15 protein-coding genes are annotated in these 16,361 nt (G+C 72.5%); 9 read left to right on the top strand and 6 right to left on the bottom strand.

The genetic code is table 11. The annotated features are described in order from the left end of the window. Positions 1–111 precede the first annotated feature (111 nt). The 4 genes from ACGFIA_RS04470 to ACGFIA_RS04455 all read left to right on the top strand — a co-directional run bounded on the left by ACGFIA_RS04470 (position 112) and on the right by ACGFIA_RS04455 (position 4,278). Complete coding sequence (locus ACGFIA_RS04470) at positions 112–1,518, top strand: PhoH family protein (RefSeq protein WP_357381614.1); 1,407 nt, start codon at positions 112–114, stop codon at positions 1,516–1,518. Between the two features lie 233 nt (positions 1,519–1,751). Continuing rightward, positions 1,752–2,444: a transglycosylase SLT domain-containing protein gene (locus ACGFIA_RS04465; RefSeq protein ID WP_357381616.1), complete on the top strand. Its 693-nt coding sequence runs from the start codon at positions 1,752–1,754 to the stop codon at positions 2,442–2,444. Positions 2,445–2,547: 103 nt separating this feature from the next. Next, the gene (locus ACGFIA_RS04460) at positions 2,548–3,204 is read left to right on the top strand and encodes a rhomboid family intramembrane serine protease (RefSeq protein ID WP_357381618.1); all 657 of its coding nucleotides are present in this window, start codon (positions 2,548–2,550) and stop codon (positions 3,202–3,204) included. A gap of 105 nt (positions 3,205–3,309) precedes the next feature. Then, positions 3,310–4,278 (top strand): NAD(P)/FAD-dependent oxidoreductase, encoded by a 969-nt coding sequence (locus ACGFIA_RS04455; RefSeq protein ID WP_357381620.1) that lies wholly within the window; start codon positions 3,310–3,312, stop codon positions 4,276–4,278. Between the two features lie 12 nt (positions 4,279–4,290). Here the strand turns inward: ACGFIA_RS04455 and ACGFIA_RS04450 are convergent, their stop codons facing one another. Continuing rightward, positions 4,291–4,977: a TetR/AcrR family transcriptional regulator gene (locus tag ACGFIA_RS04450; protein WP_393258516.1), complete on the bottom strand. Its 687-nt coding sequence runs from the start codon at positions 4,975–4,977 to the stop codon at positions 4,291–4,293. A 138-nt stretch (positions 4,978–5,115) separates the two neighbouring features. Here ACGFIA_RS04450 and ACGFIA_RS04445 point away from each other — a divergent pair, with 138 nt between their 5' ends. After that, positions 5,116–6,054: an NAD-dependent epimerase/dehydratase family protein gene (locus tag ACGFIA_RS04445; RefSeq protein WP_393258513.1), complete on the top strand. Its 939-nt coding sequence runs from the start codon at positions 5,116–5,118 to the stop codon at positions 6,052–6,054. On the opposite strand, the gene ACGFIA_RS04440 is transcribed toward ACGFIA_RS04445, so the two are convergent. Together ACGFIA_RS04440 and glpX are read right to left on the bottom strand one after the other, a co-directional pair. After that, a complete protein-coding gene (locus tag ACGFIA_RS04440) occupies positions 6,051–7,034 on the bottom strand; it encodes a DMT family transporter (RefSeq protein ID WP_393258509.1) in 984 nt (327 codons plus the stop codon). The two genes, ACGFIA_RS04445 and ACGFIA_RS04440, sit on opposite strands and share 4 nt — an antisense overlap. Further along, complete coding sequence (gene glpX / locus ACGFIA_RS04435; RefSeq protein ID WP_252453116.1) at positions 7,031–8,062, bottom strand: class II fructose-bisphosphatase; 1,032 nt, start codon at positions 8,060–8,062, stop codon at positions 7,031–7,033. Before glpX ends, ACGFIA_RS04440 begins: the two co-directional genes overlap by 4 nt. A 146-nt stretch (positions 8,063–8,208) precedes the next feature. Here glpX and ACGFIA_RS04430 point away from each other — a divergent pair, with 146 nt between their 5' ends. Both ACGFIA_RS04430 and ACGFIA_RS04425 read left to right on the top strand, forming a co-directional pair. Beyond that, entirely contained in the window at positions 8,209–8,880 is a 672-nt protein-coding gene (locus ACGFIA_RS04430; protein WP_393258506.1) for a DUF4245 domain-containing protein, read from the top strand. A gap of 93 nt (positions 8,881–8,973) precedes the next feature. Further along, positions 8,974–9,813 (top strand): hypothetical protein, encoded by an 840-nt coding sequence (locus ACGFIA_RS04425; protein ID WP_357470118.1) that lies wholly within the window; start codon positions 8,974–8,976, stop codon positions 9,811–9,813. A gap of 66 nt (positions 9,814–9,879) precedes the next feature. Here the strand turns inward: ACGFIA_RS04425 and ACGFIA_RS04420 are convergent, their stop codons facing one another. Continuing rightward, complete coding sequence (locus tag ACGFIA_RS04420) at positions 9,880–10,092, bottom strand: exodeoxyribonuclease VII small subunit (protein WP_128136699.1); 213 nt, start codon at positions 10,090–10,092, stop codon at positions 9,880–9,882. Between the two features lie 13 nt (positions 10,093–10,105). Beyond that, positions 10,106–11,344, bottom strand: coding sequence for an exodeoxyribonuclease VII large subunit (gene xseA, locus ACGFIA_RS04415; protein WP_357381631.1), 1,239 nt, complete (start codon positions 11,342–11,344; stop codon positions 10,106–10,108). A gap of 87 nt (positions 11,345–11,431) precedes the next feature. Here xseA and ACGFIA_RS04410 point away from each other — a divergent pair, with 87 nt between their 5' ends. Both ACGFIA_RS04410 and ACGFIA_RS04405 read left to right on the top strand, forming a co-directional pair. Then, entirely contained in the window at positions 11,432–12,421 is a 990-nt protein-coding gene (locus tag ACGFIA_RS04410) for a 4-hydroxy-3-methylbut-2-enyl diphosphate reductase (RefSeq protein ID WP_357381633.1), read from the top strand. Positions 12,422–12,459: 38 nt separating this feature from the next. Beyond that, the gene (locus ACGFIA_RS04405) at positions 12,460–12,879 is read left to right on the top strand and encodes a hypothetical protein (protein ID WP_357381635.1); all 420 of its coding nucleotides are present in this window, start codon (positions 12,460–12,462) and stop codon (positions 12,877–12,879) included. Between the two features lie 58 nt (positions 12,880–12,937). Here the strand turns inward: ACGFIA_RS04405 and ACGFIA_RS04400 are convergent, their stop codons facing one another. Continuing rightward, on the bottom strand, positions 12,938–16,228 hold the full coding sequence (locus tag ACGFIA_RS04400; protein ID WP_357478878.1) for a S8 family serine peptidase: 3,291 nt from the start codon (positions 16,226–16,228) through the stop codon (positions 12,938–12,940). Positions 16,229–16,361: the final 133 nt, after the last annotated feature.

Below are 16,361 nucleotides of genomic sequence, written 5' to 3'. Positions count from 1 at the left end.
ACAGCCCGGACCTGCGTCCTCGCACACGGGGCCCGCATCCGACCCCGTGTCCTCCGGGCACCGGAAGAGGCGGAACTCGGGTGGCCGGGTGCCCATCCGCGGAGCAGGCCTGTGACCACTCGCCGTACCCCCGCCGGAGCCGAGCAGACCCCGGCCTCGACCGCCCCGACCCGCCGGACCACCCGCAGCCGCCGCGCCGCCGCCGCGGAGGCCGAGGAGCCCCGACCAGCCGGCCCGGCCTTCGTGCTGGACACCTCGGTCCTGCTGTCCGATCCGGCGGCGTTCCACCGCTTCGCCGAGCACGAGGTGGTGCTGCCGCTGGTGGTGATCTCCGAACTGGAGGGCAAGCGGCACCACCCGGAGCTGGGCTGGTTCGCCCGCCAGTCGCTGCGCATGCTGGACGAGTTGCGCGTACGGCACGGCCGGCTGGACCGCCCGGTGCCCGCCAACGACCAGGGCGGCACGCTGCGGGTGGAGCTGAACCACACCGACGACGGTGTGCTGCCGCCCGGCTTCCGCAACGAGTCGAACGACGCGCGCATCCTGTCCGTGGCGCTCAACCTGGCCGCCGAGGGGCGTCAGGTCACGCTGGTCAGCAAGGACATGCCGCTGCGGGTGAAGGCTGCCTCGGTGGGCCTGCGCGCCGACGAGTACCGGCACGGCCAGGCCAGCGATCCGACCTGGACCGGGATGGCCGAGCTGGATCTGGCCGAGGAGGAGATCGGCCGGCTGTACGCGGGCGAGGCGCTCGACGTCGACGTGGCGGCGGGACTGCCCTGCCACACCGGCCTGGTGCTGCACTCGGGCCGGGGCTCGGCGCTGGGCCGGGTGCTGCCGGACAAGACAATCCGGCTGGTCCGGGGCGACCGGGAGGCGTTCGGCGTGCACGGGCGCTCGGCGGAGCAGCGGATCGCGCTCGACCTGCTGCTGGACGAGTCGATCGGCATCGTGTCGCTCGGTGGGCGGGCCGGCACCGGCAAGTCCGCGCTGGCGCTCTGCGCCGGCCTGGAGGCGGTGATGGAGCGACGCCGGCACAAGAAGGTGATCGTGTTCCGTCCCCTGTACGCGGTCGGCGGTCAGGAACTGGGCTACCTGCCCGGGTCGGAGTCGGAGAAGATGTCGCCGTGGGCGCAGGCCGTCTTCGACACGCTCGGCTCGGTGGTGCACGAGAACGTGCTGGAGGAGGTCACCTCGCGCGGGCTGCTCGAGGTGCTGCCGCTGACCCACATCCGCGGCCGCAGCCTGCACGACGCGTTCGTCATCGTGGACGAGGCGCAGTCGCTGGAGCGGGGCGTCCTGCTCACCGTGCTGTCCCGGATCGGTCAGGGGTCGAGGGTGGTGCTCACCCACGACGTGGCCCAGCGGGACAATCTGCGGGTCGGCCGGCACGACGGGGTGACCGCGGTGATCGAGGCGCTGAAGGGGCATCCCCTCTTCGCGCACGTCACGCTCAGCCGATCGGAGCGTTCTCCGATCGCCGCCATGGTCACCGATCTGCTGGAGGACATCCCGGGCTGAGTGCCGCATTTGCACTATTTCATCCCGATATTAGGGGTGACGCAGATCACTTTTCGGCCTGGCTATTTCCCACCGGCCTCACCGTGCGCGATGGTGTCCATCGAGCGTCACCTACCACTCCAGCGCCGGACACGGCCCGGAGTCACACCGGTACCGGTGCGCTCACGGCACCCGGCGTGACCCGACCGTGGCCCACGTGTGCCGTGTCCCTGCCCCCGACGAAGGGAAACTTCGTGAGTCGGCTGTGGAGCCGGTTCGGCGCCCGTACGGCCGCTGTCGCACTGCTCTCCGTGGGCGTCGCAGGCGGCTTCTACCTGGGCGAGGATCGACAGACCCAGCAGCAGGGCCTGACCGCACAGGTCGGCCTGGAGGTCGACCAGGCGGAGCACGCGTACCAGCGTGAGCGGCTGTCCGACCACCGCGTGGACTCGTCGCGCAAGCGTGCCGCCGAGTACCAGGCGAAGCTGCGTGCCGCCGCGGCGGCGAAGGAGGCCGCCGAGCGGGCCAGGAAGGCCGAGGCGGCCGCCGCGTCCCGCAAGAAGGAGCGGGACGCCGCGGAGGCGGCCGAGAAGGAGGCGAAGGTCAAGCCGTACAGCGGCCCGATCCCGTCCTCGTGCGCGGAGTACAGCGGCAACCGGAAGGTCGGTTGCGCCATCATGCTCGACAAGGGCTTCGGCATCGACCAGTTCCCCTGCCTGGACAAGCTCTGGACCAAGGAGAGCGGCTGGAACCCGAAGGCCTCCAACAGCTCCTCGGGGGCGTACGGGATCCCGCAGGCCGTGCCGGGCAGCAAGATGGCCTCGGTGGCCGACGACTGGAAGACCAACCCGGCGACCCAGATCACCTGGGGTCTCGGCTACATCAAGGGCCGGTACGACACCCCCTGCGGCGCCTGGCAGAAGTCGCAGAGTTCGGGCTGGTACTGACATCACCACGACGGCGGGACACACCGGCAGACCCGGGTGTCCCGCCGTCGTCGTGCCGCCGCCCGACTGGCGGCCCGCCGCATTTGCTGATAGCTCTTGGTAGGTGACCTGGCACGGCGGCCCCAGCGGCGACCCCCATCGGTTCGGCACCGACGCGTTCTACGCGGCGCTCGGCCGGGCCTTCGTCGCCATGTGCGCGGTCGTGCCGGTGCTGTTCCTCATCGAGGCGCTCGACGTCGGCCTGCGACTCGGCCTCGACTACACCGCCGGCATCATCCCGCAGCGGCTCCAGGGCCTGGACGGCGTCTTCTTCTCGCCGTTCCTGCACGCCGGGTGGAACCACCTCTACAGCAACAGCATCCCGCTGATCCTGCTCGGCACGTTCGTGCTGGCCGCGGGCACCCGCCGGTTCCTCTGGTCCACCGGGGTGATCATCCTGGTCAGCGGTCTGGGCGTCTGGTTCACCGGCTCACCCAACTCGGTGGTGGTCGGCGCCAGCGGCGTGATCTTCGGATACCTCGGCATCCTGCTCACCCGGGGCGTGGTGGAGCGCAGCTGGTGGAACTTCGCCGTCGGCCTGCTGGTCGGGTTGCTCTACGGCTGGCAGCTGCTCGGCATCCTCCCCACCGACGAGCGCATCTCGTGGCAGGGGCACCTGTTCGGGCTGCTCGGTGGCGTGGTCGCGGCGATCCTGTTCCGGCGCCGCAACGACGCCGGCGAGTCCGACCGTCTCGGCTCACCGAGGATGACGCTGCCCTGACGGCGCGTTGATCGAAGCGCGGGACGTGCTTGCCCGCGGCCACCCGCCCGCCTACCGTTTCCGCATCAGCACGGGGTGATCCGAAGCGGAAAGTGACGGTACGCCATGCGCGAGGTCGATGTCGCCGTGATCGGGGCCGGTCCCGCCGGGCTCTTCGCCGCCTACTACGCCGGTTTCCGTGGACTCTCCGTGTCGGTGATCGACGCGCTGCCCGAGCCGGGCGGCCAGGTCACCGCGATGTACCCGGAGAAGCTGATCCTCGACGTCGCCGGCTTCCCCGCGATCAAGGGCCGTGAGCTGGTCACGAACCTGGTCGCCCAGGCCGCGCCGTTCCACCCCGACTACCGCCTCGGCGTACGCGCGGAGAAGCTGTCCTACCTCGACGGCCGGCCGGTGCTCGGCCTGGCCGGCGGTGAGCAGCTCACCTGCGGCGCGGTGCTGGTCACCGGCGGGCTCGGCAGCTTCACGCCCCGGCCGCTGCCGGTCGCGGAGAGCTTCACCGGCGGCGGGATCGTCTACTTCGTGCCGCAGCCGGCCGAGCTGACCGACAGGCACGTGCTCATCGTCGGCGGCGGCGACTCGGCTTTCGACTGGGCCGCCACGCTCGCCCCGCTGGCCCGGTCGGTGACGCTCGTGCACCGGCGGGACCGCTTCCGGGCACACGCCGCCACCATCGAGCGCGTCCGCGCCCTGCCGGTGCGGATCGTGGTGAACGCCGAGGTGAGCCGGCTGTACGGCGAGGAGACGGTCACCGGCGCCGAGCTGACCGTACGCGGCGGCGAGGTGGAGACGCTTCCGGTGGACACGGTGGTGGCGGCGCTCGGCTTCACCGCCGACCTCGGCCCGCTCGCCGAGTGGGGGCTGAACCTCGACCGGCGGCACATCGTGGTGGACAGCGCGATGGCCACCAACCTGCCCCGGGTGTTCGCGGCCGGGGACATCACCGAGTACCCGGGCAAGGTCCGCCTGATCGCGACCGGCTTCGGCGAGGCCGCCACCGCCGTGAACAACGCGGCCGTCGTCATCGACCCGGCCGCGCACCTGTTCCCCGGCCACTCCTCCGACGGCACCTGACGCCGACCGGCGTCAGGGCAGGCCGACCAGGTCCGCTATCAGTCCGATCTGGTGGTCGAAGTACTCGTCGCGGTGCGGCAGCGCCCGGTTGATCCGGCCGAACAGCTCGAAGCTGATCAGCCCGAACAACTGGGTCCAGCCGGCCATGCCACGGGCCAGCAGGGCGGGCGGCACGTCCATGCCGAGCAGGCCGACCAGTTCGGCCACGTCGCCGCGCAGCGGCTCGGGCAGATCCTCGTCGGGCGGGGCGAGCCGGCCGGACGCCAGCCCGTCGCGCAGGATGCCGACCAGGGTCACCGGTGGGCGCTGGGCCGGCGCGACGGTGTCGTCGGGGGCCGCGTACCCGGGCACCGGGCTGCCGTAGAGCAGCGCGTACTCGGCGGGGTGGGCGAGCGCCCACGCGCGGGCGGCCCGGCAGGCGGCGAGCCAGCGTCCGCGCAGGTCGGCCTGGTCGGCGGCGGCGTCGGCCGCCTCCACGGCGTCACCGAGCGCGTCGTACGCCTCCAGGATCAGCGCGGTGAGCAGGTCGTCGCGGCTGGGGAAGTAGCGGTAGATCGCCGAGGACACCATGCCGAGGTCCCGGGCGACCGCGCGCAGGGACAGGTTCGCGCCGTCGGTGTCCAGGTGGCGGCGGGCGACCGTCTTGATCTCTTCGATCATCCCGGCGCGGACCCGGGCGCGGAGCGAGGGAGCGACCATGTCTCCACTCTGCCATGGAGAGAGCGGCAATCAAAAGAGAGAGCACTGCTCTTGACGTGGGCCGCCGCGTAAGTCATGCTCTGTTGCGAGAGCGATGCTCTCGATTCGGATTACTGCTTCAGTGAAGGTGGACCTGTCATGGCACTGCACGTGATCGTCGGCGCCGGCCCCGTCGGCACCGCCACCGCCCGCCTCCTCGCCGAGCGCGGCGAGCGCGTGCGGATGGTCACCCGGCGCGGCACCGGTCCCGAGCACGCGGCGATCGAGCGGGTGGCCGCCGACGCCGCCGACGCGGACCGGCTCACCGCGCACACCGAGGGCGCGGACGCGCTCTACAACTGCGCCAACCCGGAATACCACAGGTGGCAGACGGACTGGCCGCCGCTGGCCGCCGCCCTGCTCACCGCCGCCGAACGCAGCGGCGCCGTGCTGGCGACAGTCGGCAACCTCTACGGGTACGGCCCGGTCGACGCCCCGATGACCGAGGCGACCCCGCTCGCCGCCACCGGCGTCAAGGGCCGGGTCCGTAACCGGATGTGGGCCGACGCCCTGGCCGCCCACCGCGCCGGCCGGGCCCGGATCACCGAGGTACGCGGCTCCGACTACATCGGCCTCGGCGGCAACTCGCTGCCCATGATGGTGCTGCCCAAGGTGCTCGCCGGGCAGCGGGTGTTCCTGCCGGTGGCCTGGGACGCGCCGCACACCTGGACGTACGTCGGGGACGTCGCCCGTACCCTCGTCGCGGTCGCCGCCGACCCGCGGGCCTGGGGACGGGCCTGGCACGTGCCCAGCGCGCCACCGATGTCCATGCGGGCGCTCGCCCACCGGGCGGCGGAGCGGGCCGGGGCGCCGGCACCCCGGCTGACCCGGATGCCCTACCCGGTGCTCTGGCTCGGCGGCCTCGCCGACCCGTTCGCCAAGGAGATGCGGGAGACCGCGCACCAGTTCGCCGGGCCGTTCGTGATGGACTCCACCGCAGCCACCGAGACGTTCGGGATCGAGGGGACGCCGCTGGACCGGGTGGTCGACGAGATGGTCACCGGCCTGCGCGCCGCCGCACCCGCCGCCGCCCGCTAGGTGCGGGGACGGGTCGGGCCGAAGGCGGCGACGAGCACGGCGACCAGGGTCAGCGCCGCGCCGAGCAGCGTGTCCAGCCCGGGGTGCGAGGCGGCGGTCGGCAGCGCCAGGTCCAGCAGCACCGCGCCGACGATCTGCCCGGCGATGGTGGCCAGGCCGAGCAGCAGCACCCCGGTGAACCGGACGAGGGCGGCGGCCAGCGCGATGAACACGATGCCGATCGGGCCGCCGAGATACAGCCACGGCTCGGCCGGGAACGCGCCGGCCGGCCGGCCGCGTACCGCCAGGTCGACAGCGAACGTGAGCAGCAGCGCCGCGGTGCCCACTGTGAAGTTCACCAGCGTGGCCGTCATGGCGCTGCCCGCCGCCGCCCGGACCCGCCCGTTCACCGCCTGCTGCCAGGCGATGCCCACCCCGGCCGCCAGCGGCAGCACGGCCAGCACCAGCGCTTTCGGGTCGCCGAGCCGGTCGCCCACCGCCAGCAGGACCGCGAGCACGGTGAGCACCGCGCCGATCAGCCGGTTCGGGGTGACCGGCTGCCGGCCGGTCGGGCCGATGCCGGCCCGGTCGACGAGCAGGCTGCTGCCGGACTGCCCGGCCACCACCGCGACGGTGAAGACCGCCACGCCGAGCGTGCCGATGGTCAGCCCCTGCGTCGCGACCAGGAACGCGCCGCACACGCCGCCCAGGCACTGCCACGGCCGCAGCGTGCCGGCGCGCAGCGCGCCGCGCAGGGCGGCCAGTCCCCGCCGGCCACCGGGGGTGGCGGGGGCCAGCACCAGCAGGATCAGCAGGCCCACGCCGAACGAGACCACCGCCGCGGCGATTCCGTCGGCCAGGCGTACGCCCAGCTCGCCGTTGATCCGGGACTGGACGGCGACCATCACGCCCGAGGCGGTGGCCAGCCCGACACCTGCGACACGTCGTCCGGTCGACAGCGTCGGCGGTGCCGGTGGTGCCGCCGTCCCGGCTCTGCTCACTCCTGCTCGGCCAGCGGTCGGCCGTCGAAGTCGACGGCCGAGTAGAGGGCGAGCTTCTCCAGCCGGTGGTACGAGTCGATCACCCGGATCGTGCCGCTCTTGGAGCGCATCACGATCGACTGGGTGTACGCCCCACCGGAGCGGTACCGCACGCCTCGCAGCAGGTCACCCGAGGTGACGCCGGTGGCCACGAAGAAGCAGTTGTCGCCGGTGACCAGGTCGTCGGTGAACAGCACCCGGTCCAGGTCGTGCCCGGCGTCCAGCGCCTTGCGGCGCTCGTCGGAGTCCTTCGGCCAGAGCTTGGCCTGCATCATGCCGCCCATGCACTTGAGCGCGCACGCCGCCGTGATGCCCTCCGGGGTGCCGCCGATGCCCATCAGCACGTCCACGTCCGACTCGCCACGCGCCGCCGCGATGGCGCCGGCGATGTCACCGTCGGAGATGAACCGGATCCCGGCGCCGGTACGCCGGATCTGCTTCACCAGGTCGTCGTGGCGCGAGCGGTCCAGCACGCACACGGTCACCTCGGCGGCGTCGGTGCCCTTGACCTTGGCGATCCGGTTGATGTTCTCGGCCACCCCGGCGTTGATGTCCACCACGTCGGCGTACATCGGGCCGACGGCCAGCTTCTCCATGTAGAAGACGGCGCTCGGGTCGAACATCGCGCCGCGCTCGGCCACCGCGAGCACCGCCAGCGCGTTCGGCATGCCCTTGCTCATCAGCGTGGTGCCGTCGATCGGGTCGACCGCCACGTCCACCTCGGGGCCGGTCCCGTCGCCGACCTCCTCGCCGTTGAACAGCATCGGGGCGTTGTCCTTCTCGCCCTCGCCGATCACCACGACGCCACGCATGGGGATCGAGTTGATCAGCTTTCGCATGGCGTCGACAGCTGCGCCGTCGCCGCCTTCCTTGTCGCCCCGGCCGACCCAGCGGCCGGCGGCCATCGCCGCGGCCTCGGTGACCCGGACCAGATCGAGGGCGAGGTTGCGGTCGAGATCCTGGGGCGTCCGCGTACTGGTGGTTGTCATGGCGGCCTCCTCGCGACGTTGCGGGGTGGGACCGGCGGTCACCACCGCCGGTTTGTCGCTGATCCTCACACGATCTCAGGTTCGTCGTCCCGGCGGGGCGGAGGAGGCCAGGATCACGTCCCCCGGTGGGCTGCGACAATGGCCGGGTGGAAGCCGCACAGCCTGCCGACCGCACACCGACCGACGCCACCCCGCCGGAGGGCCAGCCCGCGCTGGGCGAGCCCGCGGCTGTGGCACCCGCGCCCGGCGAGCCCGCGGCTGTGACACCGGCAGCGGGTGCGCCCGCAGCTGGTCCGGCGGGGGGCAAGGCCCGGTCCGAGCGGTCGCCGAAGGACATGGCGCTGTCCCTGCTGATCCTGCTGGTCCCGATCGCGCTGCTGCTCGCCTTCTACCGGGGCTTCCTCGGCGGCGACTCGCCGGTCACCGTCGACCCGGCGCCCGCGCTGGAGCAGGCCCGCTCCGCGAACGCCTTCCCGGTCAGCGAGCCGACCGGGCTGGGCGACGACTGGCGTACGGTGAACGCCCGGTTCCGGACCGAGGCGGACGGCTCCACGCTGCGCATCGGCTACGTGAACCCGGAGGGCCGGGGCGCCCAGCTCGTGGAGAGCAACGTCCCGGCGGAGAAGCTGCTGCCGGCCGAGCTGACCGAGGGACAGCCGCAGGGCGCGGCCGACCTGCCCGGCGGGCTGAGCTGGCAGCGCTACACCGCGCGCGGCAACGAGCAGGCGCTCGTCCTGCTGGAGCCGAACCGCACCGTGATCGTCGTCGGCGACGCGGGGGAGTCGGAGCTGCGCAAGCTCGCCACGTCGCTGCGCTGATCGTCCTCCCTCCGGGTGAGGCGGGATTGCGGAAGGCCGCTTCCGGGAACAGAAGGGACATCGAGCCCGGACGACCCACCTGGAGAGGTTGACGTGAAGATACGACGCTTCAGCGCCACCGCGTTCGCCGCGGCGCTGCTCATTCCCGGCCTGGCGGCCTGCAACGGCAACGGGACGACGTCCGACGCCTCCGCGACCCCGAGCGCCTCCGGCAGCGTCGCACCGAGCGCCACGGCGTCCAGCAGCGCGGCCAAGCAGGCCCTGCTCGACTCCACCAACGCGATCCGCGAGGGGAACTTCAAGTTCACCATGACCGGCGCGGGCTCCACCGCCGAAGGGCAGGTGCACGAGCCGAGCCAGAGCGCCGACATGCGGATGACCATCGGCGACCCGTCGTCGGACCTGATGATGAAGCTGGACCTGATCCACGCCAAGCCGGACAGCTGGGTCAAGCTGGAACTCGGCGGCGCCGCCGCCGCGCAGATCCCCGGCGTGAAGAACCTCAACACCGGCAAGTACCACCACCTCGACCAGAACCGGATCAAGGGCAACCGGGCGCTCGGCTTCGACTTCGAGAAGCTCGACCCGGCCGGCAGCGCCGTGCTCACCCAGGGCATCACCGAGGTGCGGCAGACCGGCGAGGGCGCGTACGAGGGCACCGTCGACGTGTCGAAGGCCGCCCAGGCGGGCTCGCTCGACCCGGCCGTGATCACCGCGCTCGGGGCGCAGGCCCAGTCGGTGCCGTTCACCGCCAAGGTCGACACGCAGGGCCGGCTCAGCGAGATGGTGCTCAAGATCCCGGCCGCCGGCCAGAGCGCCGCGCAGGACCTGAAGATCACCTACACCGACTACGGCAACGCGGCCCCGGCCCAGAAGCCCTCGGCCGACCAGGTCGTCGAGGCGCCCGCCGAGCTGTACGGCCTGTTCAACTGACCCACCGCTCCCCGAGACCTGGGCAGTTCCCGCGCCGAGCGGGAGCTGCCCAGGATTCGTTTCGGGTCAGTCCTCGGCGCGCTGGCGCGCGGCGTCGATGCGGGCGCGAGCGCCGTCCAGCCAGCGCTGGCACACCCCGGCGAGCTGTTCGCCGCGTTCCCAGAGGGCCAGCGACTCCTCCAGCGAGGTGCCACCCGCCTCCAGCCGCTCCACCACCGAGGCCAACTCGGCGCGGGCCTGCTCGTAGCTGAGCTGTTCGTCCTGCTTCGTCCCGGTCATGGTTCCTCTTCCCTCAGCCGTCGACGGTGGCGGTCAGCTCGCCCTCGGCGAGGCGTACCCGCAGTGCGTCGCCCTTCGCCACCTCGGTGGCCGCGCGGACGACGTGGCCGTCGGCGCGCTGCACGATCGCGTAGCCGCGCTCCATCGTCGCCGCCGGGGACAGCGCGCGCAGCCGGGCCAGCGTGTGCCGCAGGTCGTCGGTGGCGCCCCGCAGCCGGTGCTCAAGGGTGCGGCCGGCGCGGTCGCGCAGCGCCGACACGTCCACCGCCCGCTGTTCGACCATGACCTGCGGGCGGGCCAGGACCGGACGGGAGCGCAGCAGGTCGATCCGGTGCTGTTCCCGGTCGACCAGGTGACGAACGGCCCGTTCCAGGCGGGACCGGGCCTGCCCGATCAGCCGGGTCTCCTCGGTCAGGTCCGGCACGATGCGCTTGGCCGCGTCGGTGGGGGTGGAGGCGCGCACGTCGGCCACGTAGTCGAGCAGCGGCGCGTCCGTCTCGTGGCCGATCGCGCTGACCACAGGGGTGCGGCAGGCGAACACCGCCCGGCACAGCGCCTCGTCGGAGAAGGGCAGCAGATCCTCGATGCCGCCGCCGCCCCGGGCGATGACGATCACGTCGACGGCCGGGTCGGCGTCGAGCACCTTGAGCGCGCCGACGATGTCCGGCACCGCGCTCGGCCCCTGCACCGCCACGTTGATCGTGCGGAAGTCGACGGCGGGCCACCGGCGGCGGGCGTTCGTCAGCACGTCCCGTTCGGCCGCCGAGGCGCGGCCGGTGATCAGGCCGACCCGGCCCGGCAGGAACGGCAGCCGCCGCTTGCGGGCCCTGTCGAACAGGCCCTCCGCGGCGAGCAGCTTCTTGAGCTTCTCCAGCCGGGCCAGCAGCTCACCGAGGCCGACCTGGCGGATCTCGTCGGCCCGCAGGCTCAGCGTGCCCCGGGCGGCGTAGAACTCGGGCTTGGCGTGCAGCACCACCCGCGCACCCTCGCGCAGCTCCGGCGCGCCCGCGTCCAGCACGTCCCGGTTGGTGGTGACGGTGAGGCTGAGATCGGCCGACGGGTCACGCAGCGTGAGGAAGACGGTGCTCGCGCCGGGGCGGCGGCTGATCTGCGCCACCTGGCCGTCGACCCACACCCAGCCCAGGCGGGCGATCCAGGCGCCGACCTTCTGGCTGACCACCCGGACCGGCCACGGCTCCTCGGCCGTGCTCCGCCCGTCCGGCGCCCCTCGGCCGTCTTCTCCCGCGCTCACCCGCCCACCCTACGACCCGGCACCGACAGCGCCCGCGCGCGCCTCGCGGCCGCTGCCGCGCGGGAGAGCGGCACGTACGATGGGCCTGTGACTGACGCTGAGACGACTCCCCGGACCGGCAAGCGCGTGCTCCTGGCCAACCCCCGCGGCTACTGCGCGGGCGTGGACCGGGCGGTGCAGACCGTCGAGGAGGCGCTGAAGCTCTACGGCGCTCCGATCTACGTGCGCAAGCAGATCGTGCACAACAAGCACGTGGTGCGCACGCTGGAGGCCCAGGGCGCGATCTTCGTGGAGGAGAACGAGGAGGTGCCGGAGGGCGCCACAGTCATCTTCTCCGCCCACGGCGTGGCCCCCGAGGTGTACGAGCAGGCCAAGCAGCGCTCGCTGCGGGCGATCGACGCCACCTGCCCGCTGGTCACGAAGGTGCACCACGAGGCCCGCCGCTTCGCCGCGCAGGACTACGACATCCTGCTCATCGGCCACGAGGGGCACGAGGAGGTCATCGGCACCGCCGGTGAGGCGCCCGCCCACATCCAGCTCGTCGACGGCCCGGACGGGGTCGACAAGGTCACCGTGCGCGACCCGGAGAAGGTGGTCTGGCTGTCCCAGACCACCTTGTCCGTGGACGAGACGCTGGAGACCGTGGCCCGGCTCAAGAAGCGCCTGCCGCTGCTCCAGTCGCCGCCCAGCGACGACATCTGTTACGCCACCTCCAACCGCCAGCACGTGGTCAAGGAGATCGCCCCGGAGTGCGACGTGGTGATCGTGGTCGGCTCGCGCAACTCCTCGAACTCCGTCCGGCTGGTCGAGGTGGCGCTGGACGCCGGGGCCCGCGCCGGCTACCTGGTCGACTTCGCGCACGAGATCGAGGACGCCTGGCTGGCCGGCGCCCGCACCGTGGGTGTGACCTCCGGCGCGAGCGTGCCCGACGAGCTGGTCCAGCAGGTGCTCGCGCACCTGGCCGAGCGCGGCTTCGGCGACGTCGAGGAGATCACCACGGCGGACGAGCGGCTGACGTTCTCGCTGCCGCAGGAACTCAAGCGCGACATGAAGGCCGCCGCCGCGGCGCGCGGCTGACCGGGAACGGATCGGCCGCCCGCCGCGTCCAACCGATCATGAAGACTCCTCGTACGGTGCTCGTCGCACTGCTCGCCGGCCTCGCGCTGACCGCCTGCGCCGCGCCCGGCGACGGGTCCGCCGATTCCAGCCCGAGCCCGAGCCCGAGTACGACGGGAGCCGCCCCGGTGACCAGCCAGCCCGACCCCGGCACCAGCCCGACGACCCGCCCGGACCCCTCCTGGAAGGGCGGCCCGTCGACGCCGCCGGGTGTCGGCGGGACCGTCATCAGCGGCACCGTGCAGGCCGGCGTGGAGCCGAACTGCCTGCTGCTCGACGGTCACCTGCTGGTCGGCGGCCCGCGCGACGTGCTCAAGGCCGGTGCCCGGGTCGAGGTCACCGGCCGCCCCGAGCCGGGCATGATGACCACCTGCCAGCAGGGCACCCCGTTCGTGGTCGAGTCCGCCCGCCCCGCCTGACGACACGAAGGAGCCCCGCCCCCTGCGAGAGGGGACGGGGCTCCGTCGTGTCAGCGGCTCAGTTGACCGCGAGGACCTCGACCGAACCGCGGCCGACGACCGCGCCCTCGGTGGTGGTCACGGCCATGTCGCCGTACAGCTCCCGGCCGGCGGCCGGGGTGGACAGGGCGGTCACCGCACCGGTCAGGGTGGCGGTGGCGCCGTACGCCAGGGACAGCGGCGTGGACGGCGCGGAGAGCGTGCCCAGCGCCGGGGACGCGAACGAGTCCCGGTAGTCGTACGCGGTGCTCGGGTCGCTCATCGAGTAACCGTCGATCACGACCCGGTAGGTGCCCGGCGTCGGGTTGGTCAGCGTGACCGCCTCCTCCGAGTCACCGTCGGCCGACTGGCCCACCTGGGTGGTGCCGCGGAAGACGGTCAGGTCCAGGTCGGCGCTCAGGTCGGACGGGTTGCCGATCCGGGCGGTGAACGAGGTGGCGCCCTCGGGCACCTCCACCACGTACTCCTGGGTGGCGCCCTCGGTGATGCTGGGCCGCTCGGCCCGGGCGCTCGCCAGCGGACCGCCGACGCCGGTCACCTGGACCGGGCCGAACGTGTTGGTCAGCTTCCAGCTCACCGAGGCCGGGGTGCCCGCGGTGACCGACGGGAGCTGGACCACTGCGGGCTCCACCTTGACGCCCTGCACGCGGGCCTGCAGCCGGAACGGGTTGTCCAACGCCGGCGAGGTGCGACGCGCCTCCACCTCGATCTCCCACACGCCCGGCAGCGGGTTCTGGTAGTCCCGCTCCTGCGGCTTGCAGACCGCGGCGTCGGAGAAGTTGGTGTAGCAGGCGGTGCTGGCGGTGCTCTCGACCGGCACGCCGTACGGGTTGATGGCGATGAAGCGGGTCTGCGAGCCGGTCGCGATGCCGGACAGGTTGACCTGGAGCGCACCCGCACCCGGCGGGACGGTCACGAAGTACGACCGGAAGCCGTTCCGCTCGACCGAGCCGTCGACCGAGAAGGAGTACGCCGGAGCGGACACCGGGTTCGAGGCGACCACGACGGTGGCGACCTCGAAGTCGACCACATTGGTGGCCGGGTCGTCGACGGTCATGATGGCGCCGTGGGCGCCGGCCGTCATCGGCTTGGCCTTCACCTTGACCGTGACGGTCTTGTTCAGCGGCAGCCAGACCACCTTGGGGGCGCTGTAGGTGCCGTCGTTGCCGCGGAACGCGACCTCGTGCTTGATGCCCTTGTTCGGGCCGCTGGTGCGGGTCAGCTTCACCTCGTAGTGGCGGCTCTCCTTGACCTTCTGGCCACCGCGGTCGGCGGCGCAGCGGTTGTAGAGGCCGGTGCCGACGTTCGGGTTCGGCACGAACGTGCCGGAGGCCCGGTCGTAGCGGGTCAGGTTCGGCGACAGTTCGGTGCAGACCGGCGCCTCGGAGGTGTAGGTGCGGGTCGGCACGCCCTTGGCGAGCAGGCTCCACGCGCCCGGCACGTCGAACATGCCGTAGCCCTGCGCGTACGTCGGGACATCCGCGATCGGCTGGGCCGAGGTGTAGACGGCCCGGCGCAGCGCGGCCGGGGTGACGCCCTTGCCGGTCGCCTTGGCGGCCGACAGCAGCAGCGCGGCGGCGCCGGTGGCCTGCGGGGCGGCCATCGAGGTGCCGTTGAGCATCTGGTAGCCCGGGGGCAGCGGGTAGCCCGCCTCCGGCACCGGGTTGCCCGGCTGCCAGGTCGGCGCGGTGGAGATGGCCGAGCCCGGAGCGGCGACGTTCGGCTTGAAGCCGCCGTCCTCACGCGGGCCGCGCGAGGAGAAGTTGAACAGCGCGTTGTCCTTGCGGACCACCGAGCCGTAGTTGGCCAGCCAGGTGTCCTTGCTGATGCTCGCCGCGACGCTGACCACGTCGGTGGCGACCGACGGGTCGCCGACGGTGTTCAGACCCGGGCCGGAGTTGCCGGCCGAGATGAACAGCTGCACGCCGTAGGTGTTGATCAGGTCGTTGTAGAGGACCGCGCGGGCGTTCGAGCCGTCGTTGAGCGCGGGCAGGCCTCCGATCGACATGTTCACCACGTCGACCTTGCGGTTGATCACCAGGTCGGCCATGCCGGTGGTGAGCGCCGCCGCGGTACAGCCGCCACCCCAGGAGCAGGCGCGGGCGGAGACCAGCTTGGCACCCGGGGCGGCGCCGTCGAAGGCGCTGTTGCCGAGCATGTCGTTTGCGGCGGTGATGCCGGCGACGTGGGTGCCGTGGGTGCTCTCGACGATGCCGATGTTGACGTAGTCGACCAGGCCGGGGCCGCCGACCGGGGCGGTGTTCACGTTGCGCCGGTACTCGACCACGAACGGGATCTGCTCCCGTACGGCGGTGGCCGGGTTGTCCGTGCCGAAGTGGCCGACCTGGAACTTCTCCTTGTACGGCCGCATCACCTCGTCGTCGGTGAAGTCGTTGTTCTGGTTCGCGTCGACGCGGACGTCACCGGTGGTGGGGCTGTAGAGCACGCCCCAGAAGTCGGTGGTGTCCCCGTCGCGGTTGAGGTCACCCCGCGCGTCGCTGTTCGCGGTGATGTTCTCGCGGAACACGTTGAACCGGTAGTTGCCGGCCGGCGCCGTCCAGGTGCCGAGCGAGGTGGTGAACGTCGGGCCGCTGACCTCGGTCAGCATCGGCCGCCAGGACGCGTCCTCCAGCGGGTCGGTGGCGGTCACCCAGTCGACGATCTTGCGCTCGCCGGTGGTGGTCTGCTGCAGCGCCGGGTGATCGAGGTCCACACCGGAGTCCATGATGCCGATGGTGACGCCGCGGCCGTCCCACTGCGGGTTCGCGGCCTTGAAGGACTCCGCGCCGGTCTCGTTCGTCGGCATGTACGGGTTCACCGCACCGGTGTCGCCGCCCGGCCCGGCCAGCGTCTGGGCCTGCGCGGCGGTCTTGGCGCCCTTCGGGGCCGCCTCCGGGGCCGGGTCGGGGAGCTTGATGGTCTCGTCCAGGTCGACGGCGGCGACACCGGGCAGCGTGGCGGCCTTGAGCGCCTTCGCGGTCGGTACCTGGGCCAGCACGTAGCCGATCTGGTCGTACCGCTGGCTGACGGTGGCGCCCAGGGCGGTCAGGCCGTCGACGACCTTCTTGGTCGAGCCCTTCTTGGCCGCGACGATCATCGTGACGGTCGGCGCGTTCTTCGCCTCGGCCTCGTCGAGCAGCTTGGCGTCGTGTGCGCCCAGTGCCTTCGCGGCGGTCGGCTGCGAGGGTTGGGGGGCCGGGGCGGCGCTCGCGGTACCGGCGCCACCTCCGACGGTCAGAGCGCCGGCCGCGAGGACCGAGGCCAGGAGCGCGGCGGACGGTCGCCGGCTGCGCGTGCGGGGTCTACTCAACGTTCTCTTCCTCCAGAGAACAGGGCCCTCGAGGGGCAGGGCACGTGTGACGGTGATCCTGCGTGTCACGACGGCAGGTGTCACTACTCGGCCTGGGTTTGTGATCAGTCCGTGATACGGATCGGCCTACGTC

The sequence above is a fragment of the Micromonospora sp. NPDC049203 genome (assembly GCF_043197215.1).
In the GTDB taxonomy this organism is placed as follows: domain Bacteria; phylum Actinomycetota; class Actinomycetes; order Mycobacteriales; family Micromonosporaceae; genus Micromonospora.
Note: the sequence above shows the minus strand (reverse complement) of the source record. Positions and strands in the feature narration are given on the sequence as shown.

What these genes read in the sequence shown, in the direction of transcription:
- ACGFIA_RS04455 (WP_357381620.1), top strand. Translation starts at nt 3,310, where the DNA reads ATGCGCGAGGTCGATGTCGCCGTGATCGGGGCCGGTCCCGCCGGGCTC.
- ACGFIA_RS04450 (WP_393258516.1), bottom strand. Translation starts at nt 4,977, where the DNA reads ATGGTCGCTCCCTCGCTCCGCGCCCGGGTCCGCGCCGGGATGATCGAA.
- ACGFIA_RS04445 (WP_393258513.1), top strand. Translation starts at nt 5,116, where the DNA reads ATGGCACTGCACGTGATCGTCGGCGCCGGCCCCGTCGGCACCGCCACC.
- glpX (WP_252453116.1), bottom strand. Translation starts at nt 8,062, where the DNA reads ATGACAACCACCAGTACGCGGACGCCCCAGGATCTCGACCGCAACCTC.
- ACGFIA_RS04420 (WP_128136699.1), bottom strand. Translation starts at nt 10,092, where the DNA reads ATGACCGGGACGAAGCAGGACGAACAGCTCAGCTACGAGCAGGCCCGC.
- ACGFIA_RS04405 (WP_357381635.1), top strand. Translation starts at nt 12,460, where the DNA reads ATGAAGACTCCTCGTACGGTGCTCGTCGCACTGCTCGCCGGCCTCGCG.